Origin of the sequence: Streptosporangium pseudovulgare, from assembly GCF_014648055.1 — a bacterium.
GTDB classification, from domain to species: Bacteria; Actinomycetota; Actinomycetes; order Streptosporangiales; family Streptosporangiaceae; genus Streptosporangium; species Streptosporangium pseudovulgare.
The window spans coordinates 121118-142322 of record NZ_BMQJ01000017.1; the positions used below are offsets into that span (position 1 = coordinate 121118).

Below are 21205 nucleotides of genomic sequence, written 5' to 3' on the forward strand. Positions count from 1 at the left end.
CGTGACAGCGCGTATCGAACGAGTGGTGACCGAGGGGACCGTCGACGTCGACGGCGTCGAGCACGAGGTCGAGAACAACACCTGGATCGTTGGCGACGACGAGGAGGTCATCGTCATCGACCCCGCGCGTGACGCGGAGGCGATCCTGGCGAAGGTCGGCGAGCGGGAGGTGCTGGCCGTCGTCTGCACCCACGGCCTGCCCGACCACGTGGGCGCGGCCATCGAGGTCGCGGCCCGGGACGAGGCGGTGGTCGCCCTGCATCCCAAGGACCGGCCGCTGTGGCGGCGGACCTGGCCGGAGACCTGGCCGGACATCGACATGGAGGACGAGGGCGTGTTCGGCGTCGCCGACGTCGAGCTGGAGGTGATGTCCACCCCGGGCGTCTCGCAGGGCGGCGTCTCGCTCTACTGCGAGGCCCTGTCCGCGGTGTTCACCGGCAAGACCCTGCAGGCCGACGGGCCGGGGAGGATCGGCGACGAGTATCCCGCGCTGGCCGACCAGCTCACCGCGATCGGCGGCCGGCTGTTCACCCTGCCCCACGCCACGCGTGTGATGCCCGCGCATGGCGAGGAGACCACGGTCGGCGCCCTGGAGCCGCAGTTCGACGACTGGCTGTCGGGCTCGCTGACCCGCCGTCAGGAGACCGGCGAGGACGGGGCCGAGGGGCCGCTGACCGACGGCACGAAGGCGGCCGGCATCCGCCTCGACCTCCGCGACCAGTGAGCCCATGGACCAGCTTCCCCTGGAGGGCATGCCGCGGCGGCTCTACTCCTGTACGCCGTCGCGGCTGAACACCTGGCTCGACTGCCCCCGGCGCTACCGGTTCACCTACATGGACCGGCCCGCGCCGTCCAAGGGGCCGCCCTGGGCGCACACCGGCGTGGGGATCAGCGTGCACAACGCCCTCGCGGGATGGTGGCGCGAGCCGTACGAGCGGCGGACGCCGGAGACGGCGGCGGCCCTGGTCGGCAGGGGGTGGATCGGCGAGGGCTTCCGCGACGCCGAGCAGTCGGCGGCCTGGCGGAAGCGGGCCGCGGAGATGACCGGCGCCTACGCCGCGACCCTCGACCCCGCCGACGAGCCCGTCGGCGTCGAGCGGACGGTCGCCGCGCGGACCCCGGTCATCGCCCTCTCCGGCCGCGTCGACCGGCTCGACCGGCGCGGCGCGGAGCTGGTCGTGGTCGACTACAAGACCGGCCGCCGGCCTCCCACCGGCGACGACGCCCGGTTCTCCCTCGCGCTGGCCGTCTACGCCGTGGCCTCGGAGCGGATGCTGCGCACCCCCTGCCGCCGGGTGGAGCTGCATCACCTGCCGACCGGCTCGATCGTGGAGTGGGAGCACACCGAGGAGTCGCTGGCCGGCCACCTGCGGCGGGCCGAGGAGATCGCGGTGGAGGCGTCGGAGGCCGACGACCGCTACCGCGCCTGGGCGGGCCCGGCGCGTCCCGCCGGGCGGACCGGCCGCGCGTCGCCGGAGGCCGGCCGTACGCCGCCGGAGGTCCCGGCGGAGATCGACGCGGTCTTCCCGCCCCGCACGGGACCCCTGTGTTCCTGGTGCGACTTCCGGAAGCACTGCCCCGAGGGCCGCGCCGCCGCCGGCGACCGCGACCCCTGGGACGGACTGGCCGACGACTGACCCCCCGGACCCGCCGGGCCGGTTCCGGGCCGGCGGGTCCGGTCAGTTCAGCAGGCGGGCCTCGGACTCGTTCCAGAACCGGGTGAGCGCGGCGGCCGTCGTCTCCGGGGCCTCGACCGCGGGGGAGTGGGCCGCGCCGGGCACGACCATGCACTCGGTGCCCAGCCGGTGGGCCATCTCCGCCTGCGCCTCCGGCGGCCAGCCGTCGTCGTGCTCGCCGCACAGCACGAACGTGGGCACCCCGACCTGGGCGAGGTCGTCGCAGCGGTCCGGCGCCGACAGCACCGCGTGGGTCATCGCGACCATCCCGGTCACGGAGTTGGCGAGCAGCCGCCCGCGCAGGAACTCGATGATCTCGTCGGGCACGCCGGCCGCCAGCGCCTCCGGCTCCATCCGGGTCTGCCACAGCCGCTCGATGCCCACCTCGGGCAGCTCGGCGAGCATGGCGCGGCTCACCTGGGCGCGCACCCCGGGGATGGCGGAGGGGCCCGAGCTCATCAGCGTGTAGGACGCGAACTTGGTGCGGCCGTCGATGACCGCCTCACGGGTGACCAGGCCGCCGAAGGAGTGGCCGACCAGGTGGACGGGGCCGCCCCCGCCGACGTGCTGGGCCAGCACGTCGATGTCGTTGCCGAGCGCCGGGCAGGTGTAGGCGGCGGGGTCGTCGGGGCCCTCCGTCTCGTACTGGCCCCGCATGTCGATCGCGACGACCTGGCGGCCGGCCTGGGCGAGGGTCTGCAGGACCGCGATGAAGTCTTCCTTGCTGCCGGTGAGGCCGGGGACCAGCAGCGCGGGCCAGCGCTCGGCTATGCCACTGACCGGCATGGCCTCCAACGCGGCGAAGGTCCCCACGGTCGTCTCGATCCGGCGGGAACGGACGCCAGGAGGCAGGGTCAGAAATCGTGGCGTACTCACGTGGCCCCACGATACCTCTCCCCGCGGAGTGCCTTTGTGCGTCTGAGATGCGGAAAAAGGGGTGCGACCCGTCGGGTCGCACCCCTTTCGCCGAGGGCCCGGACCGCCTCCCGCCTCCCGGGCGGGCACGGTCCGGGCCCTCTCGCGATCTCCGCGCCTCCTGCCGCGCTCCGCCGGCTACTGCGGGCGGCGCTGGCCCCGCTGCCCCCGCGCGGGGGGACGGCGGCGGCTCTGCGCCCGCTCCGACGCCGCCGACGGGGCGATCTCGTCGTCGTCCGTCGCGAGGTCCGGCGACTGGAAGATCACCGTGAACGGGCTCGCCGGGACGATCTTCTCCGGCCGCGGGCGGGAGTCCGGGGCGTCGGGCTCGTTGTCCCACCGGTCGGCCACGGGCTCCTCCTCCCGGACCGCGTCGCTCCGGCCGGTGTCCTCCCGGACCGCGTCGCTCCGGGTGGTGTCGTCCCGGGACTCGTCGTCCCGGGCCGCTCCGCTCCGCTCCTCGCCGCCGAGGCTCACCTCGGGGTTCAGGCCGGACCTGCGGCGGCGGGACCTCGCGGGGCGCTCCTCCCGGACCTCCTCGCGGGGCGCCGCGTCCGTCTCCGGCACGGCGGGCTCGGCGACCGGGCGCCGCGCCTCCTCGGCCGCGAGCGGCGCGTTCCGCTCACCGGCGGTCTCGGCGACGCCGGTGTCATGGACGTCGCCGACGTCGGGCCGGGTGGGCTCCTCCGCCGCCCCGGCGGCCTGGACGGCCTCCTGGGCGTTCCGGCCGCCCCGGGTGCGGCGACGCTCCCGGGGAGTGCGGGCCGGACGCTCACGGCGCTCCCTGGGCTCCTCCTCGCGACCCCGGCGCGGGCCGCGCGAACGGCTGCGGCCGGTCTCGCCGAGGTCCTCGATCTCCTCGGCCGCCAGGCCCGCCCGGGAGCGGTTGGCGCGCGGCAGCACGCCCTTGGTGCCCTCGGGGATGCCCAGGTCGGCGTAGATGTGCGGGGAGGTGGAGTACGTCTCGACCGGCTCGGCGAAGTCGAGCGACAGCGCGTTGTTGATGACCTTCCAGCGGGTGAGATCCTCCCACTCCACGAAGGTCACCGCGACGCCGGTCTTGCCCGCCCGGCCGGTGCGGCCGATCCGGTGCACGTAGGCCTTCTCGTCCTGCGGGCAGTCGTAGTTGACGACGTGGGTGACGTCGTCGACGTCGATGCCGCGCGCCGCGACGTCGGTCGCCACGAGAACGTCGATCTTGCCGTTGCGGAAGGCGCGCAGCGCCTGCTCGCGCTGGCCCTGACCGAGGTCGCCGTGGACGGCCGCGGCGGCGAAGCCGCGCTCCTTCAGGTCCTCCACGACCCTGTCGCAGGCCCGCTTGGTCTCACAGAAGATCATCGTGAGGCCCCGGCCCTCGCACTGCAGGAGGCGGCCCACGATCTCGACCTTGTCCATCCGGTGCACGCGCCAGACGAACTGGGTCGTCTGCGGCGTCGCCTCCGCCTCGGCGTCGTTGTTCTCGGCCCGCACGTGGGTGGGGCGGCTGAGATAACGCCGGGACAGGGCGACGATCTCACCCGGCAGCGTCGCGGAGAACAGCATCGTCTGCCGCTCCGCCGGGATGAGCTTGATGATCCGCTCGATGTCGGGCAGGAAGCCCAGGTCGAGCATGCGGTCGGCCTCGTCCAGGACGAGGGCGTTGATCTGGCTGAGGTCGAGGTGCTTCTGCTTGACCAGGTCGAGCAGGCGGCCCGGGGTGCCGACGATGACGTCGACGCCCTGCTTGAGCGCCTCGATCTGGGGTTCGTAGGCGCGCCCGCCGTACACGGTGAGGATCCGCGAGCCCAGCTTGCCCGCCGCCGTGACCAGGTCTTCGGTGACCTGGACGGCCAGCTCGCGGGTCGGCACGACGACCAGCCCGCGGGGCTTCTTGCGGTTCTTGCGGGGCTTGCCGACCCGCTGCAGCATGGCGACGCCGAAGGCGTACGTCTTGCCGGTGCCGGTGCGCGCCTGTCCGATGATGTCCTGGCCGTTGAGTGCCAGGGGAAGCGCCATCTCCTGAATGGGGAACGGCGTGGTGATGCCCTCGGTCTCCAGGGCATCGGCGATCTCCGGGGTGACTCCGAGGTCTCGGAACGTCGTCAGCTTGGCCTGCCTAAGTCTCCGTTGAAGGCAGTCCTGCCGGGACCACGGGCTGAAAAGTTTCCCCGTGCCCGGGTCCTCGCGGAAGGGCCGGCCCTCTGATGTCATCAGCGACCGCTGCGGCGTCATGCCGACTTCGGGGGCGTCCAGGAGGTGAAATCTCCTGGGTTAACACGGGTGCGGTCGCACTTTCACAGAGCAGTGTACTCGATACCACAACGCGGAACCGATTTCTTGGTATTCCTGCGGAATGGCGGGGTCCGGCAACTCGTAGGCTTCCCTGCATGAGTGATTCCCCTCCCGGCGTCGCCGACCTGCTCGGCGTCCTCGCCTACGCCGAGCTCACCGCCTTCCTCCGGCTCGCCGAGGACGCCGCCCGGCTCGCCCCCACGCTGACCGACCGGGCCGCGCTCGGCGACCTGGCCGTGACCGAGTACGCCCACTTCCGGCTGCTGAGCGACCGGCTCGCGGCGCTGGGTACGGACCCGGAGGAGGCGATGGCGCCGTTCGTCGGGCCGCTGGACGACTGGCACGCCAGGACAGCGCCGCACGACTGGCTGGAGGCCCTGGTCAAGGCGTACGTGGGTACGGGGATCGCGCTCGACTTCTACCGTGAGGCGGCCACCCGGGTCGACGAGGACACCCGCCGGCTGGTCGACGAGGTGCTCGTCGACGGGGGGCGCTCGCAGTTCGCGGTGGAGCGGGTGCGCGCGGCCATCGAGAACGACCACGTGGTGTGCGGGCGGCTGGCGCTGTGGGCCCGGCGGCTCGTCGGGGAGTCGCTCAGCCAGGGCCGGCGGGTGGTCGAGGCCCGGCCGGAGCTGGCGGCGCTGCTGGTGGAGGCGGCGGGGGAGGACATCACCCGGATGTTCGGCAGGCTGACCGAGGCCCACGGCGAGCGGATGTCCGCCCTGGGGCTGACCCCGGGACCCTGAGAGGCCGTCCGGATCACGGGACCGCTCCGGAAGCCCGCGGACCGCTCCGGAAGCCCGTCCGGGGCCGCGGGCCGCTCCTGAGAGCGTCCGGGACCGCGGGGCCGTCCGGGATCCGTCGGCTGATCGGGGAGCGTGAAGGCGCCGGACGGTTGTACGGTGCGAGACATGAGGGTCCCGCGCCGCTACGGCACTCCTCCGACCAGATGTGGACCGAACCGCTGGGCGCTCCGCGCCGTGCTGCGCCGGGGAGACGCGGACTGCCCCGCCGTCAGCCTGGGACGCCACCCCGTCCACCGGGACAGGCGCCCGCCGGGGTGCCGCCTCGCGGGGCGGGAGGACCGGCCGGGGCACTGCCCGGGAGACTGACCGGGGGACCGGCCGCCCACCGCGTGGAGACGGCCGGGACGACCCGCCCGCGGACGCGCCGACGACCCGCGCCGGCTCGGTCCGTGCGGGCCGGACGCGGGCCGCGTGGCCGTCTCAGGGCGGGTTCTTCCCCGGTGATAGATCCTTTCCCGGGGACCGCCGGGGCGTCAGGAGCACGGCCGGGGTCGCATCCGTCAGAGGGTGCCGCCGAAACCGACCGGCCGGCTCTCCTCCTCGCCGATCTCGATGAAGCCGAGCGAGGAGATGGGGACCAGCACCTTGCGGCCGCCGGTGTCGGTGACGCTGAAGACGCCGCGCTCGGGAGCGAGGGCCCTGTGCAGTTCCTCCTCGATCTGCTCGGCCGTCAGCTCGGTTTCGACTATGAGCTCACGGTGCACGGAGCGCACGCCGATCTTGATTTCCATCCTGCTCCCTTTCGACGAGGGTTGCTCGTCCCATGGTCGCCCCATCGGGGATCCGACGCGCCGGTTGATCGCGTCAAGCGAACAGGCGCGTCCGCCCCGCCGGCGCCCGGTCGCGCCGCTCCGGCGGTACTCGCCGTTCCGCCCCGTCAGTGCTCGGCGGTGGTGCGGGGGAAGCCGGATATGCCGCGCCACGACAGGCGGGCGATGAGCTGGGTGGCGGCGTCCTTGGGAATGGAGCCGCCGCTGCTGATCCAGTAGCGGGCGCTGACCTCGGCCATGCCGACCAGGCCGACGCCGAGGAGCCTGGCCTCGTCGCTGGAGCAGCCGGTGTCCTCCTGGATGACCTGGCTGATCATCTCGGCGCTCTCGCGGAGGTTGCGCTCGATGCGCTGGCGGACCGGGGCGACGTTGCGCAGGTCGGATTCGAAGACCAGCCGGAACGCCTCGCCCTGGGTGGAGACGAAGTCGAAGAACGCCCCGATCGCCGCCTGGACGCGCTGCTTGTTGTCGGTGGTCGAGGCCAGGGCGTCGCGGCAGCGGGCGATCATGTCGTCCACGTGCACGTCCAGCAGGGCGAGATAGAGCTCCTGCTTGCCGGGGAAGTGCTGGTAGAGCACCGGCTTGCTGACGCCGGCCCGTTCGGCGATCTCGTCCATCGCCGCCGCGTGGTAGCCGTTCTCCACGAAGACTTCCTGGGCGGCGCTGAGCAACTGGCGACGGCGGGCCATCCGGGGCAGCCGGGTGCCCCGGGGCTTGGCGTCCGGGGTAGCGGTCACGGCGTTCTCCTTGCGGGTGCTCCTGCTGTCCTGCGACATCCTACGCGTGGGTAACCAGGTCAGCGATAGTCGTCCTCGTCGAGCTCCACGACGCGGGTCTGCTCGGTGGCGTCGGCGGGGTCGGCGTCGAGCGGGATGTGGTCCGGCCAGTCGGGGCCGTCCTCCCGCACCGGGCGGGTCTGCTCGGCGGCGTCGGCCTCGGGGGTCTCGGGCGAGGCTCCGGAGACCCGGCCGGGGGTGTCGTCGCGCACCGGGCGGGTCTGCTCGGCGGCGTCGGCGTCGGTCGTCTCGATTCCGATCTCCTCCTCATCGGGAAGGTCCGTGAGCGTCTCGTCGTCCAGGTCCGCCGGACCCTGCCCCTGCACGTTCATCTCAGCCATCCGCTCTCTTCCGTTCTTCCGTGTGACCGGGCGAACATCGGACATCGCCCAGCGTACGACCTCGGGTCCCGCCCGCCGTGAAAGGCGGGGCATCGGAACCCCCATGGCGGGTAACTGCCCTGTTGGTGAGTGTTTACATCCACCTCGTTCACATTCCGAACGTACGTGCGAAGATCGGCGGGGCGGTCCCGAGACAGGGAGAGACCATGCGGAGCATCTGGAAAGGCGCGATCGCGTTCGGGCTGGTCACGATCCCGGTCGGGGTGCACACCGCGACCGAGCAGCGCAACGTCACCTTCAACCTCGTGCACAAGGAGGACGCCGGCCGGGTCAGGTTCCGGAGGATCTGCGAGGTCTGCGAGCAGGAGGTGCCCTACGCCGACGTCGCCAAGGGCTACGAACTGCCGACCGGCGAGATGGTCGTCCTGGAGAGCGAGGACTTCGAGGACCTGCCGCTCTCGACCTCGCGGCGGATCGAGGTGCTCCAGTTCTCCCCGGCCGCCCAGATCGACCCCATCCTGCTGAACAAGTCCTACTACCTGGAGCCCGACTCCGAGGGCGTGCGTCCCTACGTGCTGCTGCGCGACGCGCTCGAACGCTCCGGGCGGGTGGCGATCGTCAAGGTCGCGCTGCGGCAGCGCGAGTCGCTGGCGGTCCTCCGGGTCAGGGAGGGGGTGTTCGTGCTGGAGACGATGCTCTGGCCCGACGAGGTGCGTCAGGCCGACTTCGGGTTCCTGGAGGAGGAGGCCGAGGTTCGTCCCCAGGAGCTGAGGATGGCCGAGTCGCTGATCGACAGCATGGTCGCCGACTTCGACCCCGCGCTGTACAAGGACGCCTACCGGGAGGCGCTCCAGGAGGTCATCGAGGCCAAGGTCGCGGGACGCGAGGTCGTCGTGCCGGCCGCGGCGCCCGAACCCGGTCCCGCGCCCGACCTGATGGCCGCGCTCCGCGCCAGCGTCGAGGCGGCCAAGCGCCGGCAGCCGTCCGGCGGGGCGCCGGCCGCCGCGCGCGGGTCCGCCCGCGCAGCCGGAGAGGGCGGGGCCCGGGGGCGAGCCGGGGAGCAGGGGGAGAAGACCGGGGAGCAGGGGGCGGAGAAGGCGCCGCGCAGGGGGAAGGCGCGCCGCCCCGCCTGACGCCGCGGTACCGGGGCGGGACCGTCCCCGGTACGGCGGAGGCCACCGTACGGCGGCGGTCGTTCCGCTCCCGGGAGCGCGGAAACGCGGGGACGGGGGCCCCGCCGGCTCGACGCCGGTGAGGCCCCCGTCGTGATGCGCGCGGAGCGAGGTCCGCCCGCGACCGGTGGAGCGTCAGCTGGTCGGCGCGGCCGCGTCGCCGCCGCCACCGCCGCCCTCGCCCCGGCGGCGCTCGGGCTCGCCGATCACCGGGTTGAAGCGCTCGAACTCGAAGTCACGGCGGGTCTGGGCCTGGCGCTCGCGCTGGGCCTGGGCGTTGTCGCCGTGCACGTCGTTGCGGTTGTTGTTGACGGTGGTGACCCTCAGCCTGAAGCGCCGGTGGCTCCAGTGGCGGCCGCCGCAGCCGCCCCAGCCGCCGCCGCAGCCGCAGCCGGTCTGGAAGCCGGCGATGGTGGTCGGCGCCACGGTGGCGCCGGCGGCCGTGGTGGCCGCGCCCAGGCTGACGATGCCGCCGGTCATCGCGGTACCGACCGCGAGGCCAGCAAGAACAGTCTTGAACATTTGTCCATCCCCTTTGTGTGAGCGGTTCCCCGCTCGTTTTCTCTGCGCTTTTTGAAAAACCGCGTGCCGTCCCCCGGATGGCGCGCCGTTACGGGCGGCGGCCATGGAATGGGATTTCCGGCGGCGCCGGCCGCCCGGCCCCATTCGGACGATGCCGTACGGGAATGCCCGTGTCGGCCGGTGGGCGCCGTGCCGGGTCGTTTCGTCTCCCCGGGGCACCCGAGCCCGCCGGGCGGTCACCGTCTTTCGCGGAGAACGGCGCCCCCGTGCGGGCCCGGGCCTCACCCCCCGGGCGGGTTGGAACTCGTCACGGTCACGAGCCGGATCGCGCGCGGTCACCTGCTAGGGCCGCGTGCCGCGTCCCGGCCGGGCGACCGGTCAGTCCTCGCCACCCACGAACGGGTCGAACCGGTTGAACTCGAAGTCCCGGTCCTCCTGGAACTGGCGCTGACGCTGAGCCTGCAGGTTGTCGCCCCGGACGTTGTTGTGGTTGTTGTTGACGGTGATGACCCTCAGCCGGAAGCGGTTGTGGCTGCACCGGCGACCACAGCCGCCGCCACAACCGCAACGACGCCAGCCGCAGCCGCCGCCGCCACAGGTCTGGAAGCCGGCGACGGTGGTCTGGGCCACGGCGGCGTTGGCCGCGGTCGCGGTGGTGGCCGCGCCCAGGCTGACGATGCCGCCGGCCAGCGCCGTGCTGACCGCGAGACCGGCGAAGACGCTCTTGAACTTGGGCATTGCGTTTCCCCCTTGAAAGGATCGGTTGCCCCGCTCTGACATTTTCGCGATTCCTCGGAAAATGTCCGAGATGGCCCTTAAGGGCCGATCTCTCGCAGACTTGATTTCCGTCCACCTTGGGCAACAAACAGAGATTGGCGGCTTTTACTTCTGCCTTATCTATTTATCGCCGCGGTTAGACTCTTATTAATTGTTTTGCTGTGAAATGTCTTTAATGTCGCTTTTGTGTCGAGGTGGGGAGGTGACCGGCTATCGTCGAACCAGAGGCCGTCACGGGCGCGACACGAGAGGACGAGGGGTCATGGAGCCGATTCCGGTCTGGCCGGGCGAGATGGTCGACATCGGAGGGCAGCGCCTCCACGTGCGGGCCACCCCGCCGGGACCGGCGGAGACCGCCGTCTACGTGCACGGACTGGCCGGCTCCGCGACGAACTGGACCGACCTGATGGGCCACCTGTCGGACCTGGTCACCGGGCACGCCGTCGACCTCCCGGGAGCCGGGCACTCCCCGGAGCCGCCCGACGGCGACTACTCGGTCGACGCCCACGCCCGCTCGGTGGCCGCGCTGGTCGAGCGGATCTCGGCCGGGCCCGTCCACCTGTTCGGCAACTCCCTGGGCGGCGCGGTCTCGGTGCGGATCGCCGCGACCCGTCCGGACCTGGTCCGCTCCCTCACGCTCGTCTCCCCGGCGCTGCCCGACCTGACCCCCCGGTACGGCCCGGCGCGGGTGGCCCTGTCGACGGTGCCGAGGCTGGGCGACTGGGCCGCGAACCGGCTCAGCATGCTGCCGCCGGAGCGCAGGATCAACGCCACGATGGCCATGTGCTACGCCGACCTCGGCCGCGTCCACCCCGACCGGCTGCGCGAGGCCGCCGAGGAACTGCGCCGCCGGGACGGCCTGCCGTACGCCGGGGCGTCGATGATCGGCTCGGCGCGCGGGCTCGTCGCCGAGTACTTCCGGCGCGGCGAGGACAACCTCTGGCGGCAGGCGGCCAGGGTGACCGCGCCCACGCTGGTCGTCCACGGCCGCTACGACCGGCTGGTCAACCCCCGGATGGCGGCCCGTGCCTGGCGGACGTTCCCGCGCGTGCGACTGGTGCTGCTGCCCGACGCCGGGCACGTGGCACAGATGGAGGTCCCGGAGCGGGTGGCCAGGGAGGCCAGGCAGCTCATCACCGAGAGCACCGGGAGCGCCGGGAACGCCCGGAGTGCCGGGAGTGCCCGGTCGCGGATCGGGGAATGACCGGGGCGTCCCCCGGGTTGTCAGTGGTGCGCGCCGTGCTCGCCCTGTGCCCGGCCGCCCCTTGAAGACCCCTGAAACGGGAGCAGAACTGTGTCGTTGCCACCGCTGGTAGAGCCGGCAGCCGAGCTGTCCGTCGACGAGGTGCGTCGTTACTCGCGCCATCTGATCATTCCCGACGTGGGGATGGCCGGTCAGAAGCGCCTGAAGAACGCCAAGGTGCTCTGTGTGGGCGCCGGCGGCCTCGGCTCACCCGCGCTGCTGTACCTCGCGGCCGCGGGCGTGGGCACGCTGGGCGTGATCGACTTCGACGTCGTCGACGAGTCCAACCTGCAGCGCCAGGTCATCCACGGCCAGTCCGACGTCGGCCGCCTCAAGGCCGAGAGCGCCGCCGCCAGCGTCCGGGAGATCAACCCGCTGATCGACGTGGTCGTGCACAACGTCGCGCTGAGCACCGACAACGTCATGGAGATCTTCTCCGGGTACGACCTGATCGTCGACGGCACCGACAACTTCGCCACCCGCTACATGGTGAACGACGCCGCGGTCCTGCTCGGCAAGCCGTACGTCTGGGGCTCGATCTACCGCTTCGACGGCCAGGCCAGCGTGTTCTGGGCCGAGCACGGCCCCTGCTACCGCTGCCTCTACCCCGAGCCCCCGCCCCCCGGCATGGTGCCCTCCTGCGCCGAGGGCGGCGTGCTCGGCGTGCTGTGCGCCTCGGTCGGCTCCATCCAGGTCAACGAGGCCATCAAGCTCATCGCCGGCATCGGCGAGCCGCTGGTCGGCCGCCTGATGATCTACGATGCCCTGGAGATGAACTACCGCTCGGTCAAGGTCCGCAAGGACCCCGAGTGCGTGCTCTGCGGCAAGAACCCGACGGTCACCGAGCTGCTCGACGACTACGAGGCGTTCTGCGGCGCGGTCTCGGCCGAGGCCCAGGAGGCCGCCTCCGGCTCCACGATCAGCGCGGCCGACCTCAAGGCCATGCAGGACGCCGGCGAGGACGTCTTCGTCGTCGACGTCCGCGAGCCGAACGAGTACGAGATCGTCTCCATCCCCGGCGCCGTGCTCATCCCCAAGGGCGAGTTCCTCAACGGCTCCGCGCTGGAGCGGCTCCCGCAGGACAAGAAGATCGTCCTGCACTGCAAGTCCGGCGCCCGGTCCGCCGAGTGCCTGGCGATCGTCAAGAACGCCGGTTTCTCCGACGCCGTCCACGTGGGCGGCGGCGTGCTGAGCTGGGTCAAGACGATCGACCCGAGCCTGCCGACCTACTGATCGGACGAGGGGCGGCGTCGCCCGGCGGCCCGGTGGCCGCGGACGACCCCGGCCCACCGGCCGCCGAACGGGCGGCCACCCCCGTACGGCCGCCCGGCCGCGCACCCCGCGCGGCCGGGCGGTCGTCGTTCCACCGCGGTCCCGGTCGGCATCCGCGGAGTTTCCCGCCGGTTCTCACGAGGGCTCGCGCCGACCTCCGCGGCGGTTCACACTTGCTTTTGTGGCGGTTCGCACTCTTCCGGCCGCACTAAGGTCAAGGCGTGAGCGGGATTGACGATCGGCGAGGGCGAGCCTGGCCGACGCTGGTCGTCGCCTCGCTGCTCACGCTGACCTGCGTGATCGTGGCCGGAGTGGCGGCTCGCACCGCCGCGGCCGAGCTCACCCGCGGGCCGACCCCCGCCGAGCTGGAGCGGGCCTCCCTCGGCGAGCTGGCCCGGCGCTGGCAGACCTGGCCCGCCGGGCGGATCTTCCCCGAGTCCGTCGGCTACGCCGCCGAGCAGGGCGGGCGGGAGAACGCCCTGCGCGTGGGCATCTCACCGGAGACCCGGTGCGACCGGGCGGTGGACGCCGGGCTCCACGGGGCGCTGCGCCGGGCCGGGTGCCGGGGGATCCTGCGCGCCACCTACATCGACGGGCTCCAGGGGATCGTCGTCACCGTCGGCGTCGCGGCCTTCGGGACGGAGCGGGGCGCCGCCGCGGCGGAGGCGGCGCTGCCCGGGGGCGACCGTCCGGCGCCGGGCCTGCGGGCGCTGGCCTACCCCGGCACCGTCACCGACCGGTTCGGCCAGGACGAGCGGCAGGGCGGCCTGGCGCGGCGGGCCGGGCCGTACCTGGTGCTGGCCACGTTCGGGCAGGTGGACGGCCGGCCCGCCCGCGCGGCCGGGACCCAGCGGCCGACCGTGTTCGCCTTCGCCGGCGACATCGCCGACCGGATCCTCGCCGACCTCGCCACGCCCGCGCGGCCCGACTGCGCCTCCGCGGAGTGGCGGTGCTGAGGCGCACGGTGCCGGGGAGCGCCGTGCCGGGGAGCGCGGTGACGCCGGGACGGGCGGTCCCGGCGGTCCCGGCGGTTCCGGTGGCGCCGAGGCGGACGGCCACGGCGGCGCCGAGACGCGCGGTCCCGGCGGTCGCGGCGTTCCTCCTGGCCGCGGCCGCTACGGCGGGCCCCGCCACCGCCGCCCGCGCCGACGACGTGCGGACCGCCCAGGAGCCGGTTCTGCGGACGCTGGACCTGCCGAACGCCTGGCGGACCTCCAGGGGCGAGAACGTGACGGTCGCGGTGCTCGACTCGGGGGTGGACGCGACCCACCGCGACCTCGCCGGCTCGGTGGTGCAGGGCAGGGACTTCACCCGGGGCGCCAACCCGCCGGGCGTCGCCCCCGCGCGGCTGCACGGCACCTACATGGCCTCGCTCATCGCCGGGCACGGGCACGGTCCGGGCGACGCCGACGGGGTCGTCGGCGTGGCGCCGGAGGCCGAGGTGCTGTCGGTGCGGGTGATCCTGGAGGACGAGGAGCCGGGCTTCCGGCGGTTCAACACCGCCGCGCGGTTCGAGAACGTGGTCGCCAGGGGCGTCCGGTACGCCGTGGACCACGGCGCCGACGTGATCAACATGTCGATCTCCAAGGAACTGGCGACGGAGGAGGAACGGGCGGCGATCCGCTACGCGATCTCCAAGGGGGTCGTGCTGGTCGCCGCCGCGGGCAACGACGGGGCCCGGGAGTCCGCCGGGACGGGCTACGCCCCCTACTCCTACCCGGCCGCCTTCCCCGGGGTCGTCTCGGTCGCCGCGGCGGACCGGAGGCTGCGCCGGGCGTCGTTCTCCAACCGCAACCCCTCGGTGCTGCTGGCCGCGCCCGGGGTGGACGTCCTCGGCGCGGGACCCGGCGACGAGTACTGGGTGGGCAGGGGCACCTCGCAGGCGGCAGCGCTGGTGTCGGGGGTAGCCGCCCTCATAAAAGCGAAATATCCGCGTATGTCGCCCGCGCTGGTGGCGCAGGCGCTCACCGCCGGAGCCACCCGGCGGCCGAGCGGCGGCTACGACACCGGCCTGGGGTTCGGGGTGGTCAACGCCTCCCGGGCGCTGGCCGAGGCCGCCAGGATCCACCGCCACACCCTGACCGCCCGGGCGGGTTCGCTCCAGGACCCCGCGCGCCCGGTCGGCCGCGCGGCCGGGCCGGTGCAGGTCGTACGGCGGGACCGGGACATGATCAACATGTACGGGGGGATCGCCGGGGCCGCGGGACTGGGGGCCGTCGCGTCCCTGGCGGTGCTCGCCGTCTCCGCCCGCGCCGCACGCCGCCGCCGGGCGGCCGGGCCGGTCCCGGACGACGAGGTCACCCGTGCCGCGCCGGAGAACGGCGGCGCGGTCATCCGTACCGCGCCGGAGAACGGCGATGCGGTCACCCGTGCCGCGCCGGAGAACGGCGATGCGATCATCCATGCCGCGCCGGAGAACGGCGGCGCGCGACCGGTTCCAGACGGCGGGGACACACGAACCACCCCGGGCGGCGGGGAGGCATAGGGCGGCGGGGCCCGGCGACGTAGCATCGAAGTATGTCGATGCCCGGGCGTTCGCAGGAGCCGCGACGGCGCCTGGTGGCCCCGGCGGCCGGTGCCCGCGGCGGGTGGCCGCCGCCCGGTTCCCGGGCGTCCGGCGCCGCGCGGGCGCGGCGGGGCCCCGCCCCCGCCGTCTCCCGGCGGGTCCGCCCCTGGCCGGCCGCGTCCCGCGACCGCGCCGCCGCCGAGCGCGTCGTGCGGGAGACCCTGGAGCAGGGGGTGCGGTTCCGCGCGGTCTTCCTGCTCCTGGCGGGCGTGATCCTGGTCATCGCCATGACCAACGTGCTGGTCGGCGCGGCCGGGCTGGTCCACGAGAGCGGGTCTCGCCCCCTCACCCCCGCCGAGCAGGACCGCTACGTCAAGGACGAGATCGCCGGGCGCTGGCGCACCTGGCCCGCGACCCTGGTCTTCCCCACCGAGCTGCAGTACGTCGGCCTGGGCGGGACGCAGCAGTACGCCCGCCGGATCGGCATGGCGCCCGAGGTCTCCTGCCGGGCCGGCACCGACGCCCCGGTCGGCGCGACCCTCGCCGAGCAGGGCTGCCGCACGCTGCTGCGGGCCACCTACGCCGACCAGACCTCGACCTTCGTCGTCACCGTCGGCATCGCCGTCCTCGGCGACGAGGAGCGGCGGGCGGCGGCCACCTCCCGGCTGGCCGTCGACGACCGGGTGGGGGTGCGGCCCGTGGCGTTCCCCGGTACGGCGAGCGCCCTGTTCGGCGCGGCCCAGCGCCAGCGCAACGCCTGGATCGGGGTCGGCCCCTACATCGTGTTCTTCACCGCGGGGTACGCCGACGGGCGCACCCGCGAGGCGGTCGCGCCGGAGGAGAACCTGCACAGCGAGCTGTGGCCGGTGGCGCAGTCGGTCGCCGGGCGCATCGCCCGGGCACTGGGCGACGAGCCCAGCGCCGTGCCCCAGTGCACCCAGGGGAACGTGTGCTGAGGCGGGGCCTGCCGCGGGCGGCGGGCGCCCTGGCCGCGCTCTTCCTGCTGGTCCCCGCGCCGCCGGCCGCCGCGGACGTGCGCCAGGACCAGCGCTGGGTGCTGCGGGCGCTCGACGTCGAGCGGGCCTGGAAGGTCACCCGGGGCGTGGGGGTCACCGTCGCCGTGGTGGACAGCGCGGTGGACGCCGGGGTCGCCGAGCTGCGCGGCAGGGTCGTCTCCGGGCCCGACATGGGATCCGCCGAGAGCGCGCTTCCGGGCGGTTCCGCGCCGGGCATGCACGGCACCGCGATGGCCTCGCTCATCGCCGGGGCGGGCAAGGGCGACGGCGGCCTGCTCGGTGTCGCGCCGGAGGCCGGGATCCTCTCGCTGCCGCTGGTGCCGCGCGAGGACGAGGACGGCGAAGGCGGGATCGCCGCCGCGCCGCCCAGGGTGGAGCGGCGGCAGGGCGCCGACAGCCCGCTGGCCCGCGCGATCCGCTACGCCGCCGACCACGGGGCCAAGGTCGTCAGCATGTCGCTGGGCGCCTACGGGCCGCACCGGGCCGAGCGCGAGGCGGTCTCCTACGCGCTGTCGCGGGGCGTGGTGCTGGTCGCGGCGGCCGGGAACGACGGTGGTTCGGCCTACACCGCGAGCCACGGCACCTCCTTCTGGAGCTTCCCGGCCGGATACTCCGGGGTCATCGGGGTGGGCGCGGTCGACGCCCGCGGCGAGCCGGCGCCGTTCAGCAGCGACAACCTGTCGGTCATGGTCGCCGCGCCGGGGGTGGGCGTGCCGGTGACGCTCCCGGGCGGCGGGTACGGCACGTCCGAGGGGACCAGTGCGGCGACCGCGCTGGTGGCCGGGGTCGCCGCACTGATAAAAGCGAAATATCCGGATCTGCCGCCCTATCTCGTGTCGCGGGCCCTGACCTCCACCGCCACCTCCGCGCCCGCCGCCGGATACGACGACCACGTCGGGTTCGGCATGGTCGACGCCGCGGCGGCGCTGGCCAGGGCCGGGGAGCTGGCGGGCGCCCGATCCGGGGCCGGGGAGCCCCCGGGCGGGCACTTCGGGTCCGGTGCGCCGGCCCCGCCGGAACGGCCCGGCCCGGACCCGCTGCGCCTGTGGCTGTACGGCACCGGCCTGCTGACCGGGGTGCTGGCCTTCGCCGGGGCCGCGGCGGCGCTCAACCGGCGGCCCGCGCCGTCCGGCCCGCGCGGCGGCGGGGAACGGGGCGGCCTTCGGCGCCGGCCGCCGTGGCCGTGGCCCCGACGCGGGCCGGAGGGATGAGCCCGCGGGGACGGTTCGAACTCGATTCGAACGCGGTTTGGACACCGTTCGGACACTCTTCGGGTGCGGCGCGGTCCGATCTTCGGATCTCCGGCACGAAGGCGATCAAAGGTTCGCTAGGGTCGCCCCTCATGGGGTACGAGTTGCGCGTGGAGCGCCCGGCGCCTCTCGCCTTCGCGGAACTCGCGACTGTGCTGGGGCAGGCGGGGTTCGAGTTCCGCGGTTCACAGGAGACGGGTGAGGTCCTGGCCCGCCACGCCGACGGCCTGCACGCCGTCGCGGTCTGGAACGGCGGCCTGTCCGGCGCGCCCGGGTCCGACTGGCACGTGGCCCAGCTCGCCCGGGTCTCGACGCTGCTGAACGCCAGCCTGGTCGGTGAGGACGGCGAGACCTACGCGATCCGCGAGGGCCGCCTGGAGCAGCTGAACGGCTCGGCGTCGTACGAGTTCGGCAAGGTCGACGAGATCCTGGCCGCCGGACCGGCCGCATGGAGCCGGTAGGCCACCCGACACCGTACGCCGAGCGGGTGCTCGACCTGGTCGAGCGCATCCCGCCGGGGATGGTCATGTCCTACGGCGATGTCGCCGAGTATCTCGGCGAGGGCGGCCCCCGGCAGGTCGGCCGGGTGATGTCCCTGTGGGGCGGCGGCGTGCCCTGGTGGCGCGTCGTGCACGCCGACGGCACCCCGCCGCCGGGCCACGAGCGGCGGTGCCTGGAGCACTGGCGCCGGGAGGGCACTCCGCTGCGGGGCTCACGCGCCGACATCCGCGCGGCCAGATGGGACGGCACACCCAGAAATCGGGCGTAATCGACGTCCGCGGGCCCACTACGATGGCGTAGGACAGCGATCTGTCCGAAAGGCGGTGCCTCCCCCCATGGCCACCGGCGTCACACCCGCGCGGGCAGGCGGCGATCCCGTCGCCGACCGTCTGAAGGTCGTCCAGGATCTCTGCGACCGCGGGGAGCCCCTGGAATCGATGATGGCGACCGTGCTCGCCGAAGGGCTCACGCCCGCCCAGCGCCGCCGGTTCGACGCCGAGGTCCTGGCGGGCCCGCTCGGCACCCGGCTGGACCTCGCGGTCAAGCGCGGCGCCGCCCGCAGGCGCGAGTTCGTCACCCTCGTCAAGCCGTACCTCGCCGGAGTGGACGCCAGGGTCAAGCGCGACCTGCCGGTGGCGCGCAGGATCGCCTTCCATCTGGTCGACACCCGCGAGGCGGACGACCTCGTCGAGGGCGACGCGCTGCAGAAGATCGTCACGGCCGCCGCCGAGCCGTCCCGCCGGGTCCGCAGGAAGATGCGCTGGTACGCCGATCTGCCGTTCCAGGACGAGCTCCCGGAGAGCATGTTCCGGCTGCGCGCCGCCGACCTCGTCCCGATCACCCGGATCGAGGACATCTCCTGGTCCGGCGGACGGCTGCGGATCACCGGCCACGCCTACCTCGCGGGCCTGTCGGTCCGCGGCCCCCGCTTCAACCGCGCCACCGTCGTGCTGCGCGGCCCCCGCGGGCTGCCGCCCGTACGGCTGCGCACCCGCCGCGTCCTCGACCCCTCGGCGACCCACGGCGCCGCCGAGGCGGGCTGCAACTACGACTGGTCCGGCTTCGTCGCCGAGCTGCGTCCCTGGTCGCTGCGCTGGCGCGCCGGGGCGCGGGTGGTGCTGCGCGGCGGCAGGAGGCTGCTGCGCCGCCGCTCCGTCGTGCGCGACACCACGACGTGGCGCGCGGAGATCGTGATCTGGAGCCGCGGCGCCCGCGCCGTCGGCCTGCTGCGCGGCCCCTCCACCGGCCGCACCGAGCGGCCCGCGGGCCTGGACATCGGCCACCGCCGGTGGATCCGCCCGGTCTGGACCTCCGACCGCGCCCTGCAGATCGCGCTGCAGCCCACCCGGGCCGAGCTGACCGGGGTGACGCTGGACGGCGACCGGCTGGAGCTGCGGGTCTTCCTGCCCGGCAAGCAGCACACCAGGGGCAACGCGCGGCTGGACGGTCACCGCATCGCCGCCGACTTCACCCCCGTCAAGGGCGGCACCGACGTCGTCGTGCCGCTCGCCGTACCTTCCCTGCTGCAGGAGCGTGACGGCGGCAGGCTCTGGGTCGAGCCCAAGGGCGAGCCCGCGGCCCCCGTCATGCTGGGCGGCGCCGCGGAGAGCCGCTCGGTGATCGGCGAGCGGGAGATCACCGTGCTGGGCGACCGGCGCGACCGCGTGTCGGTCTCCGCCCAGCGTGTCCGCCCCGTCATCTCCGAGGCGGCCTGGGCCGCGGACGGCACGCTCACCCTCGCCGGCTCCTATCCCGCCGCCCCCGGCGCGGTCGAGCTGAGCCTCAAGCACCGCACCGGCCTGATCCACACCGTGCCGCTGGAGCGCGACGGCGAGCGCTTCACGGCGCGGTTCGCGCCCGCCGCGATGCCCCGCTTCGCCGGGACCGTCTCGCTGGCGAGCGGCACCTGGACCATGGCGGTCCGCGACCCCGGCGGGAAGATCGTGCCGGTCCGCGCCGACCACGCCCTCCTCGACTCGCTGGACGAGGAGACGAAGGTCCGCGACGGGCGGGAGTACCGCCTGGTCTCCACCCGGTTCGACGTGCCCGTGCTGACCGTCGCCGAGCACGTGCCCGACGACGAGAAGGGCGCCGGTGGCCTGTACGCGCTGCAGCGTACGTTCTACCCCGCCCAGCGGGCCATGGAGGCGACCGACGCGACCGTCTACGTCTCCTACGACGGCCGCCAGTACGAGGGCAACGTCCGCGCGGTCTACGAGGAGCGCGTACGGCGCGGCGACGACCGCGAGCACATCTGGGTGGTCAAGGACGGCGCGTTCGTCCCGCCGGGATCGGCCGAACTGGGCTTCGGCCCGGACATCCGCCCGACGGTGGTCCGCTCCGGCAGCCGCGAGCACTACGCGGCGCTCGCCCGCTCGCGGTACGTCGTGGCCAACGGCTTCCTGCCGCCGTGGTTCCGGGCCCGCGAGGACCAGACGGTCGTGCAGACCTGGCACGGCAGCCCGCTCAAGCTCCTGGGCAACGACCTGCCGCACATGTCGCGCGACCCGAAGCCGCCGGCCTGGCACCGCCAGGCGGCCGAGGTGCGCGGCTGGGACCTGCTGGTCTCCCAGAGCCCGTGGGCCACCCCGATCCTGCGCAAGGCGTTCGGCTACCGCGGGGAGATCCTGGAGAGCGGCTACCCGCGCAACGACGTGCTGTCGTCCCCCGACCGGGACGAGATCGCCGCGCGGGTGCGGCGCGAGCTGGGCGTCGCCGAGGGCTCCACCGTGGTGCTCTACGCGCCGACCTTCCGCGACTACGACCGCAGGAACGCCTCGGTGAAGCTGAACCTCGCCGAGGCGCGGCGGGTCCTCGGGGCGGGTCACACGTTCCTGGTCAGGGGACACCCGATGCAGGCGGCCCCGAACGTGCCGCGCGATCTCGCGCTGGACGTCACGACATATCCGGAAGTGACGGATCTGTTGTTGATCGCCGACGTGCTGATCACCGACTACTCGGCCATCATGTTCGACTTCGCCGTGACCGGCCGGCCCATGCTCTTCTTCACCTACGACGCGCAGCGCTACTCGGCCAAGCGGGGCCTGTACCTCGACCTCGCGGCCGAGGCCCCCGGGCCGCTGCTGACGACCGCCGCCGAGGTGATCGAGGCGCTGCGGACGATCGACGAGGTGGCCGCCGCGCACGCCGACCGCTACGAGCGGTTCCGCCGCACCTACGCGCCCCGCGACGACGGCAAGGCGACCGGCCGGCTGGTGGACCACGTCTTCGGCGGCTCCTGACGCGCGGGGCCCGGAGCCGCGGTGGGGCCCCGGCGCTCCGTGGCGCCCCGGTCTTCCGGTGAGGCCCCGACCTCGACCCCCGACCTCGACGGGAGCCCCGCGAAGCCGCCGCGGCGCCCCGGCTCCGATGAGGGCTCCGGACATCCTGT

Annotated in this window: 20 protein-coding genes; 13 read left to right on the top strand and 7 right to left on the bottom strand. The window is 73.9% G+C overall.

The window, feature by feature from the left end; all coding sequences use genetic code 11:
* Position 1 precedes the first annotated feature (1 nt).
* Positions 2-724 (top strand): MBL fold metallo-hydrolase, encoded by a 723-nt coding sequence (locus IEZ10_RS29460; protein ID WP_189249784.1) that lies wholly within the window; start codon positions 2-4, stop codon positions 722-724.
* Positions 725-728: 4 nt separating this feature from the next.
* The gene (locus IEZ10_RS29465; RefSeq protein ID WP_189249785.1) at positions 729-1637 is read left to right on the top strand and encodes a RecB family exonuclease; all 909 of its coding nucleotides are present in this window, start codon (positions 729-731) and stop codon (positions 1635-1637) included.
* A gap of 42 nt (positions 1638-1679) precedes the next feature.
* Here the strand turns inward: IEZ10_RS29465 and IEZ10_RS29470 are convergent, their stop codons facing one another.
* Both IEZ10_RS29470 and IEZ10_RS29475 read right to left on the bottom strand, forming a co-directional pair.
* Positions 1680-2552, bottom strand: coding sequence for an alpha/beta fold hydrolase (locus IEZ10_RS29470; RefSeq protein ID WP_189249786.1), 873 nt, complete (start codon positions 2550-2552; stop codon positions 1680-1682).
* Between the two features lie 177 nt (positions 2553-2729).
* Positions 2730-4781 carry a DEAD/DEAH box helicase gene (locus IEZ10_RS29475; protein WP_189249787.1) on the bottom strand — a complete coding sequence of 684 codons (2052 nt, stop codon included), beginning with the start codon at positions 4779-4781 and terminating at the stop codon, positions 2730-2732.
* Positions 4782-4957: 176 nt separating this feature from the next.
* Between IEZ10_RS29475 and IEZ10_RS29480 the strand changes: the two genes are divergently transcribed.
* Positions 4958-5608 (top strand): ferritin-like fold-containing protein, encoded by a 651-nt coding sequence (locus IEZ10_RS29480; RefSeq protein ID WP_189249788.1) that lies wholly within the window; start codon positions 4958-4960, stop codon positions 5606-5608.
* Between the two features lie 560 nt (positions 5609-6168).
* On the opposite strand, the gene IEZ10_RS29485 is transcribed toward IEZ10_RS29480, so the two are convergent.
* The 3 genes from IEZ10_RS29485 to IEZ10_RS39335 form a co-directional block, all read right to left on the bottom strand.
* Entirely contained in the window at positions 6169-6399 is a 231-nt protein-coding gene (locus tag IEZ10_RS29485) for a DUF3107 domain-containing protein (RefSeq protein WP_189249789.1), read from the bottom strand.
* A 146-nt stretch (positions 6400-6545) separates the two neighbouring features.
* A complete protein-coding gene (locus IEZ10_RS29490; protein ID WP_179825285.1) occupies positions 6546-7175 on the bottom strand; it encodes a TetR/AcrR family transcriptional regulator in 630 nt (209 codons plus the stop codon).
* A 59-nt stretch (positions 7176-7234) separates the two neighbouring features.
* Entirely contained in the window at positions 7235-7555 is a 321-nt protein-coding gene (locus tag IEZ10_RS39335) for an Rv3202a family protein (protein WP_229811779.1), read from the bottom strand.
* A 206-nt stretch (positions 7556-7761) separates the two neighbouring features.
* On the opposite strand from IEZ10_RS39335, the gene ku reads away from it, so the two are divergent.
* A complete protein-coding gene (ku, locus tag IEZ10_RS29500; RefSeq protein ID WP_189249790.1) occupies positions 7762-8688 on the top strand; it encodes a non-homologous end joining protein Ku in 927 nt (308 codons plus the stop codon).
* Between the two features lie 174 nt (positions 8689-8862).
* Here ku and IEZ10_RS29505 read toward each other — a convergent pair whose 3' ends face one another.
* Together IEZ10_RS29505 and IEZ10_RS29510 are read right to left on the bottom strand one after the other, a co-directional pair.
* Positions 8863-9249 (bottom strand): hypothetical protein, encoded by a 387-nt coding sequence (locus IEZ10_RS29505; protein WP_189249791.1) that lies wholly within the window; start codon positions 9247-9249, stop codon positions 8863-8865.
* A 378-nt stretch (positions 9250-9627) separates the two neighbouring features.
* On the bottom strand, positions 9628-9987 hold the full coding sequence (locus tag IEZ10_RS29510; RefSeq protein WP_189249792.1) for a hypothetical protein: 360 nt from the start codon (positions 9985-9987) through the stop codon (positions 9628-9630).
* A gap of 301 nt (positions 9988-10288) precedes the next feature.
* On the opposite strand from IEZ10_RS29510, the gene IEZ10_RS29515 reads away from it, so the two are divergent.
* From IEZ10_RS29515 to IEZ10_RS29555, 9 genes are all read left to right on the top strand, one after another.
* Complete coding sequence (locus IEZ10_RS29515) at positions 10289-11230, top strand: alpha/beta fold hydrolase (RefSeq protein ID WP_189249793.1); 942 nt, start codon at positions 10289-10291, stop codon at positions 11228-11230.
* 90 nt (positions 11231-11320) lie between these two features.
* On the top strand, positions 11321-12502 hold the full coding sequence (gene moeZ / locus IEZ10_RS29520; RefSeq protein ID WP_179825278.1) for an adenylyltransferase/sulfurtransferase MoeZ: 1182 nt from the start codon (positions 11321-11323) through the stop codon (positions 12500-12502).
* Positions 12503-12762: 260 nt separating this feature from the next.
* Positions 12763-13497 (top strand): hypothetical protein, encoded by a 735-nt coding sequence (locus IEZ10_RS29525; protein ID WP_229811766.1) that lies wholly within the window; start codon positions 12763-12765, stop codon positions 13495-13497.
* Positions 13491-15026 carry a S8 family serine peptidase gene (locus IEZ10_RS29530; RefSeq protein ID WP_268246388.1) on the top strand — a complete coding sequence of 512 codons (1536 nt, stop codon included), beginning with the start codon at positions 13491-13493 and terminating at the stop codon, positions 15024-15026. Before IEZ10_RS29525 ends, IEZ10_RS29530 begins: the two co-directional genes overlap by 7 nt.
* A gap of 32 nt (positions 15027-15058) precedes the next feature.
* Positions 15059-16003, top strand: a complete 945-nt coding sequence (locus tag IEZ10_RS29535; RefSeq protein WP_189249794.1) for a hypothetical protein — start codon at positions 15059-15061, stop codon at positions 16001-16003.
* The gene (locus IEZ10_RS29540; protein ID WP_189249795.1) at positions 15997-17274 is read left to right on the top strand and encodes a S8 family peptidase; all 1278 of its coding nucleotides are present in this window, start codon (positions 15997-15999) and stop codon (positions 17272-17274) included. Before IEZ10_RS29535 ends, IEZ10_RS29540 begins: the two co-directional genes overlap by 7 nt.
* Positions 17275-17405: 131 nt before the next feature.
* Positions 17406-17774 carry a hypothetical protein gene (locus IEZ10_RS29545; protein ID WP_189249796.1) on the top strand — a complete coding sequence of 123 codons (369 nt, stop codon included), beginning with the start codon at positions 17406-17408 and terminating at the stop codon, positions 17772-17774.
* The gene (locus tag IEZ10_RS29550; protein ID WP_189249797.1) at positions 17762-18082 is read left to right on the top strand and encodes an MGMT family protein; all 321 of its coding nucleotides are present in this window, start codon (positions 17762-17764) and stop codon (positions 18080-18082) included. Before IEZ10_RS29545 ends, IEZ10_RS29550 begins: the two co-directional genes overlap by 13 nt.
* A 67-nt stretch (positions 18083-18149) precedes the next feature.
* The gene (locus IEZ10_RS29555; protein ID WP_229811767.1) at positions 18150-21056 is read left to right on the top strand and encodes a CDP-glycerol glycerophosphotransferase family protein; all 2907 of its coding nucleotides are present in this window, start codon (positions 18150-18152) and stop codon (positions 21054-21056) included.
* Positions 21057-21205 lie beyond the last annotated feature (149 nt).

Excerpts from the sequence above, each read along its gene's own strand:
- IEZ10_RS29465 (WP_189249785.1), top strand. The coding sequence starts at position 729 with ATGGACCAGCTTCCCCTGGAGGGCATGCCGCGGCGGCTCTACTCCTGT.
- IEZ10_RS29505 (WP_189249791.1), bottom strand. The coding sequence starts at position 9,249 with ATGTTCAAGACTGTTCTTGCTGGCCTCGCGGTCGGTACCGCGATGACC.
- IEZ10_RS29475 (WP_189249787.1), bottom strand. The coding sequence starts at position 4,781 with ATGACATCAGAGGGCCGGCCCTTCCGCGAGGACCCGGGCACGGGGAAA.
- IEZ10_RS39335 (WP_229811779.1), bottom strand. The coding sequence starts at position 7,555 with ATGGCTGAGATGAACGTGCAGGGGCAGGGTCCGGCGGACCTGGACGAC.
- IEZ10_RS29555 (WP_229811767.1), top strand. The coding sequence starts at position 18,150 with ATGGCCACCGGCGTCACACCCGCGCGGGCAGGCGGCGATCCCGTCGCC.
- IEZ10_RS29480 (WP_189249788.1), top strand. The coding sequence starts at position 4,958 with ATGAGTGATTCCCCTCCCGGCGTCGCCGACCTGCTCGGCGTCCTCGCC.
- IEZ10_RS29510 (WP_189249792.1), bottom strand. The coding sequence starts at position 9,987 with ATGCCCAAGTTCAAGAGCGTCTTCGCCGGTCTCGCGGTCAGCACGGCG.
- IEZ10_RS29550 (WP_189249797.1), top strand. The coding sequence starts at position 17,762 with ATGGAGCCGGTAGGCCACCCGACACCGTACGCCGAGCGGGTGCTCGAC.
- IEZ10_RS29535 (WP_189249794.1), top strand. The coding sequence starts at position 15,059 with ATGTCGATGCCCGGGCGTTCGCAGGAGCCGCGACGGCGCCTGGTGGCC.
- IEZ10_RS29545 (WP_189249796.1), top strand. The coding sequence starts at position 17,406 with ATGGGGTACGAGTTGCGCGTGGAGCGCCCGGCGCCTCTCGCCTTCGCG.
- ku (WP_189249790.1), top strand. The coding sequence starts at position 7,762 with ATGCGGAGCATCTGGAAAGGCGCGATCGCGTTCGGGCTGGTCACGATC.
- IEZ10_RS29515 (WP_189249793.1), top strand. The coding sequence starts at position 10,289 with ATGGAGCCGATTCCGGTCTGGCCGGGCGAGATGGTCGACATCGGAGGG.
- IEZ10_RS29485 (WP_189249789.1), bottom strand. The coding sequence starts at position 6,399 with ATGGAAATCAAGATCGGCGTGCGCTCCGTGCACCGTGAGCTCATAGTC.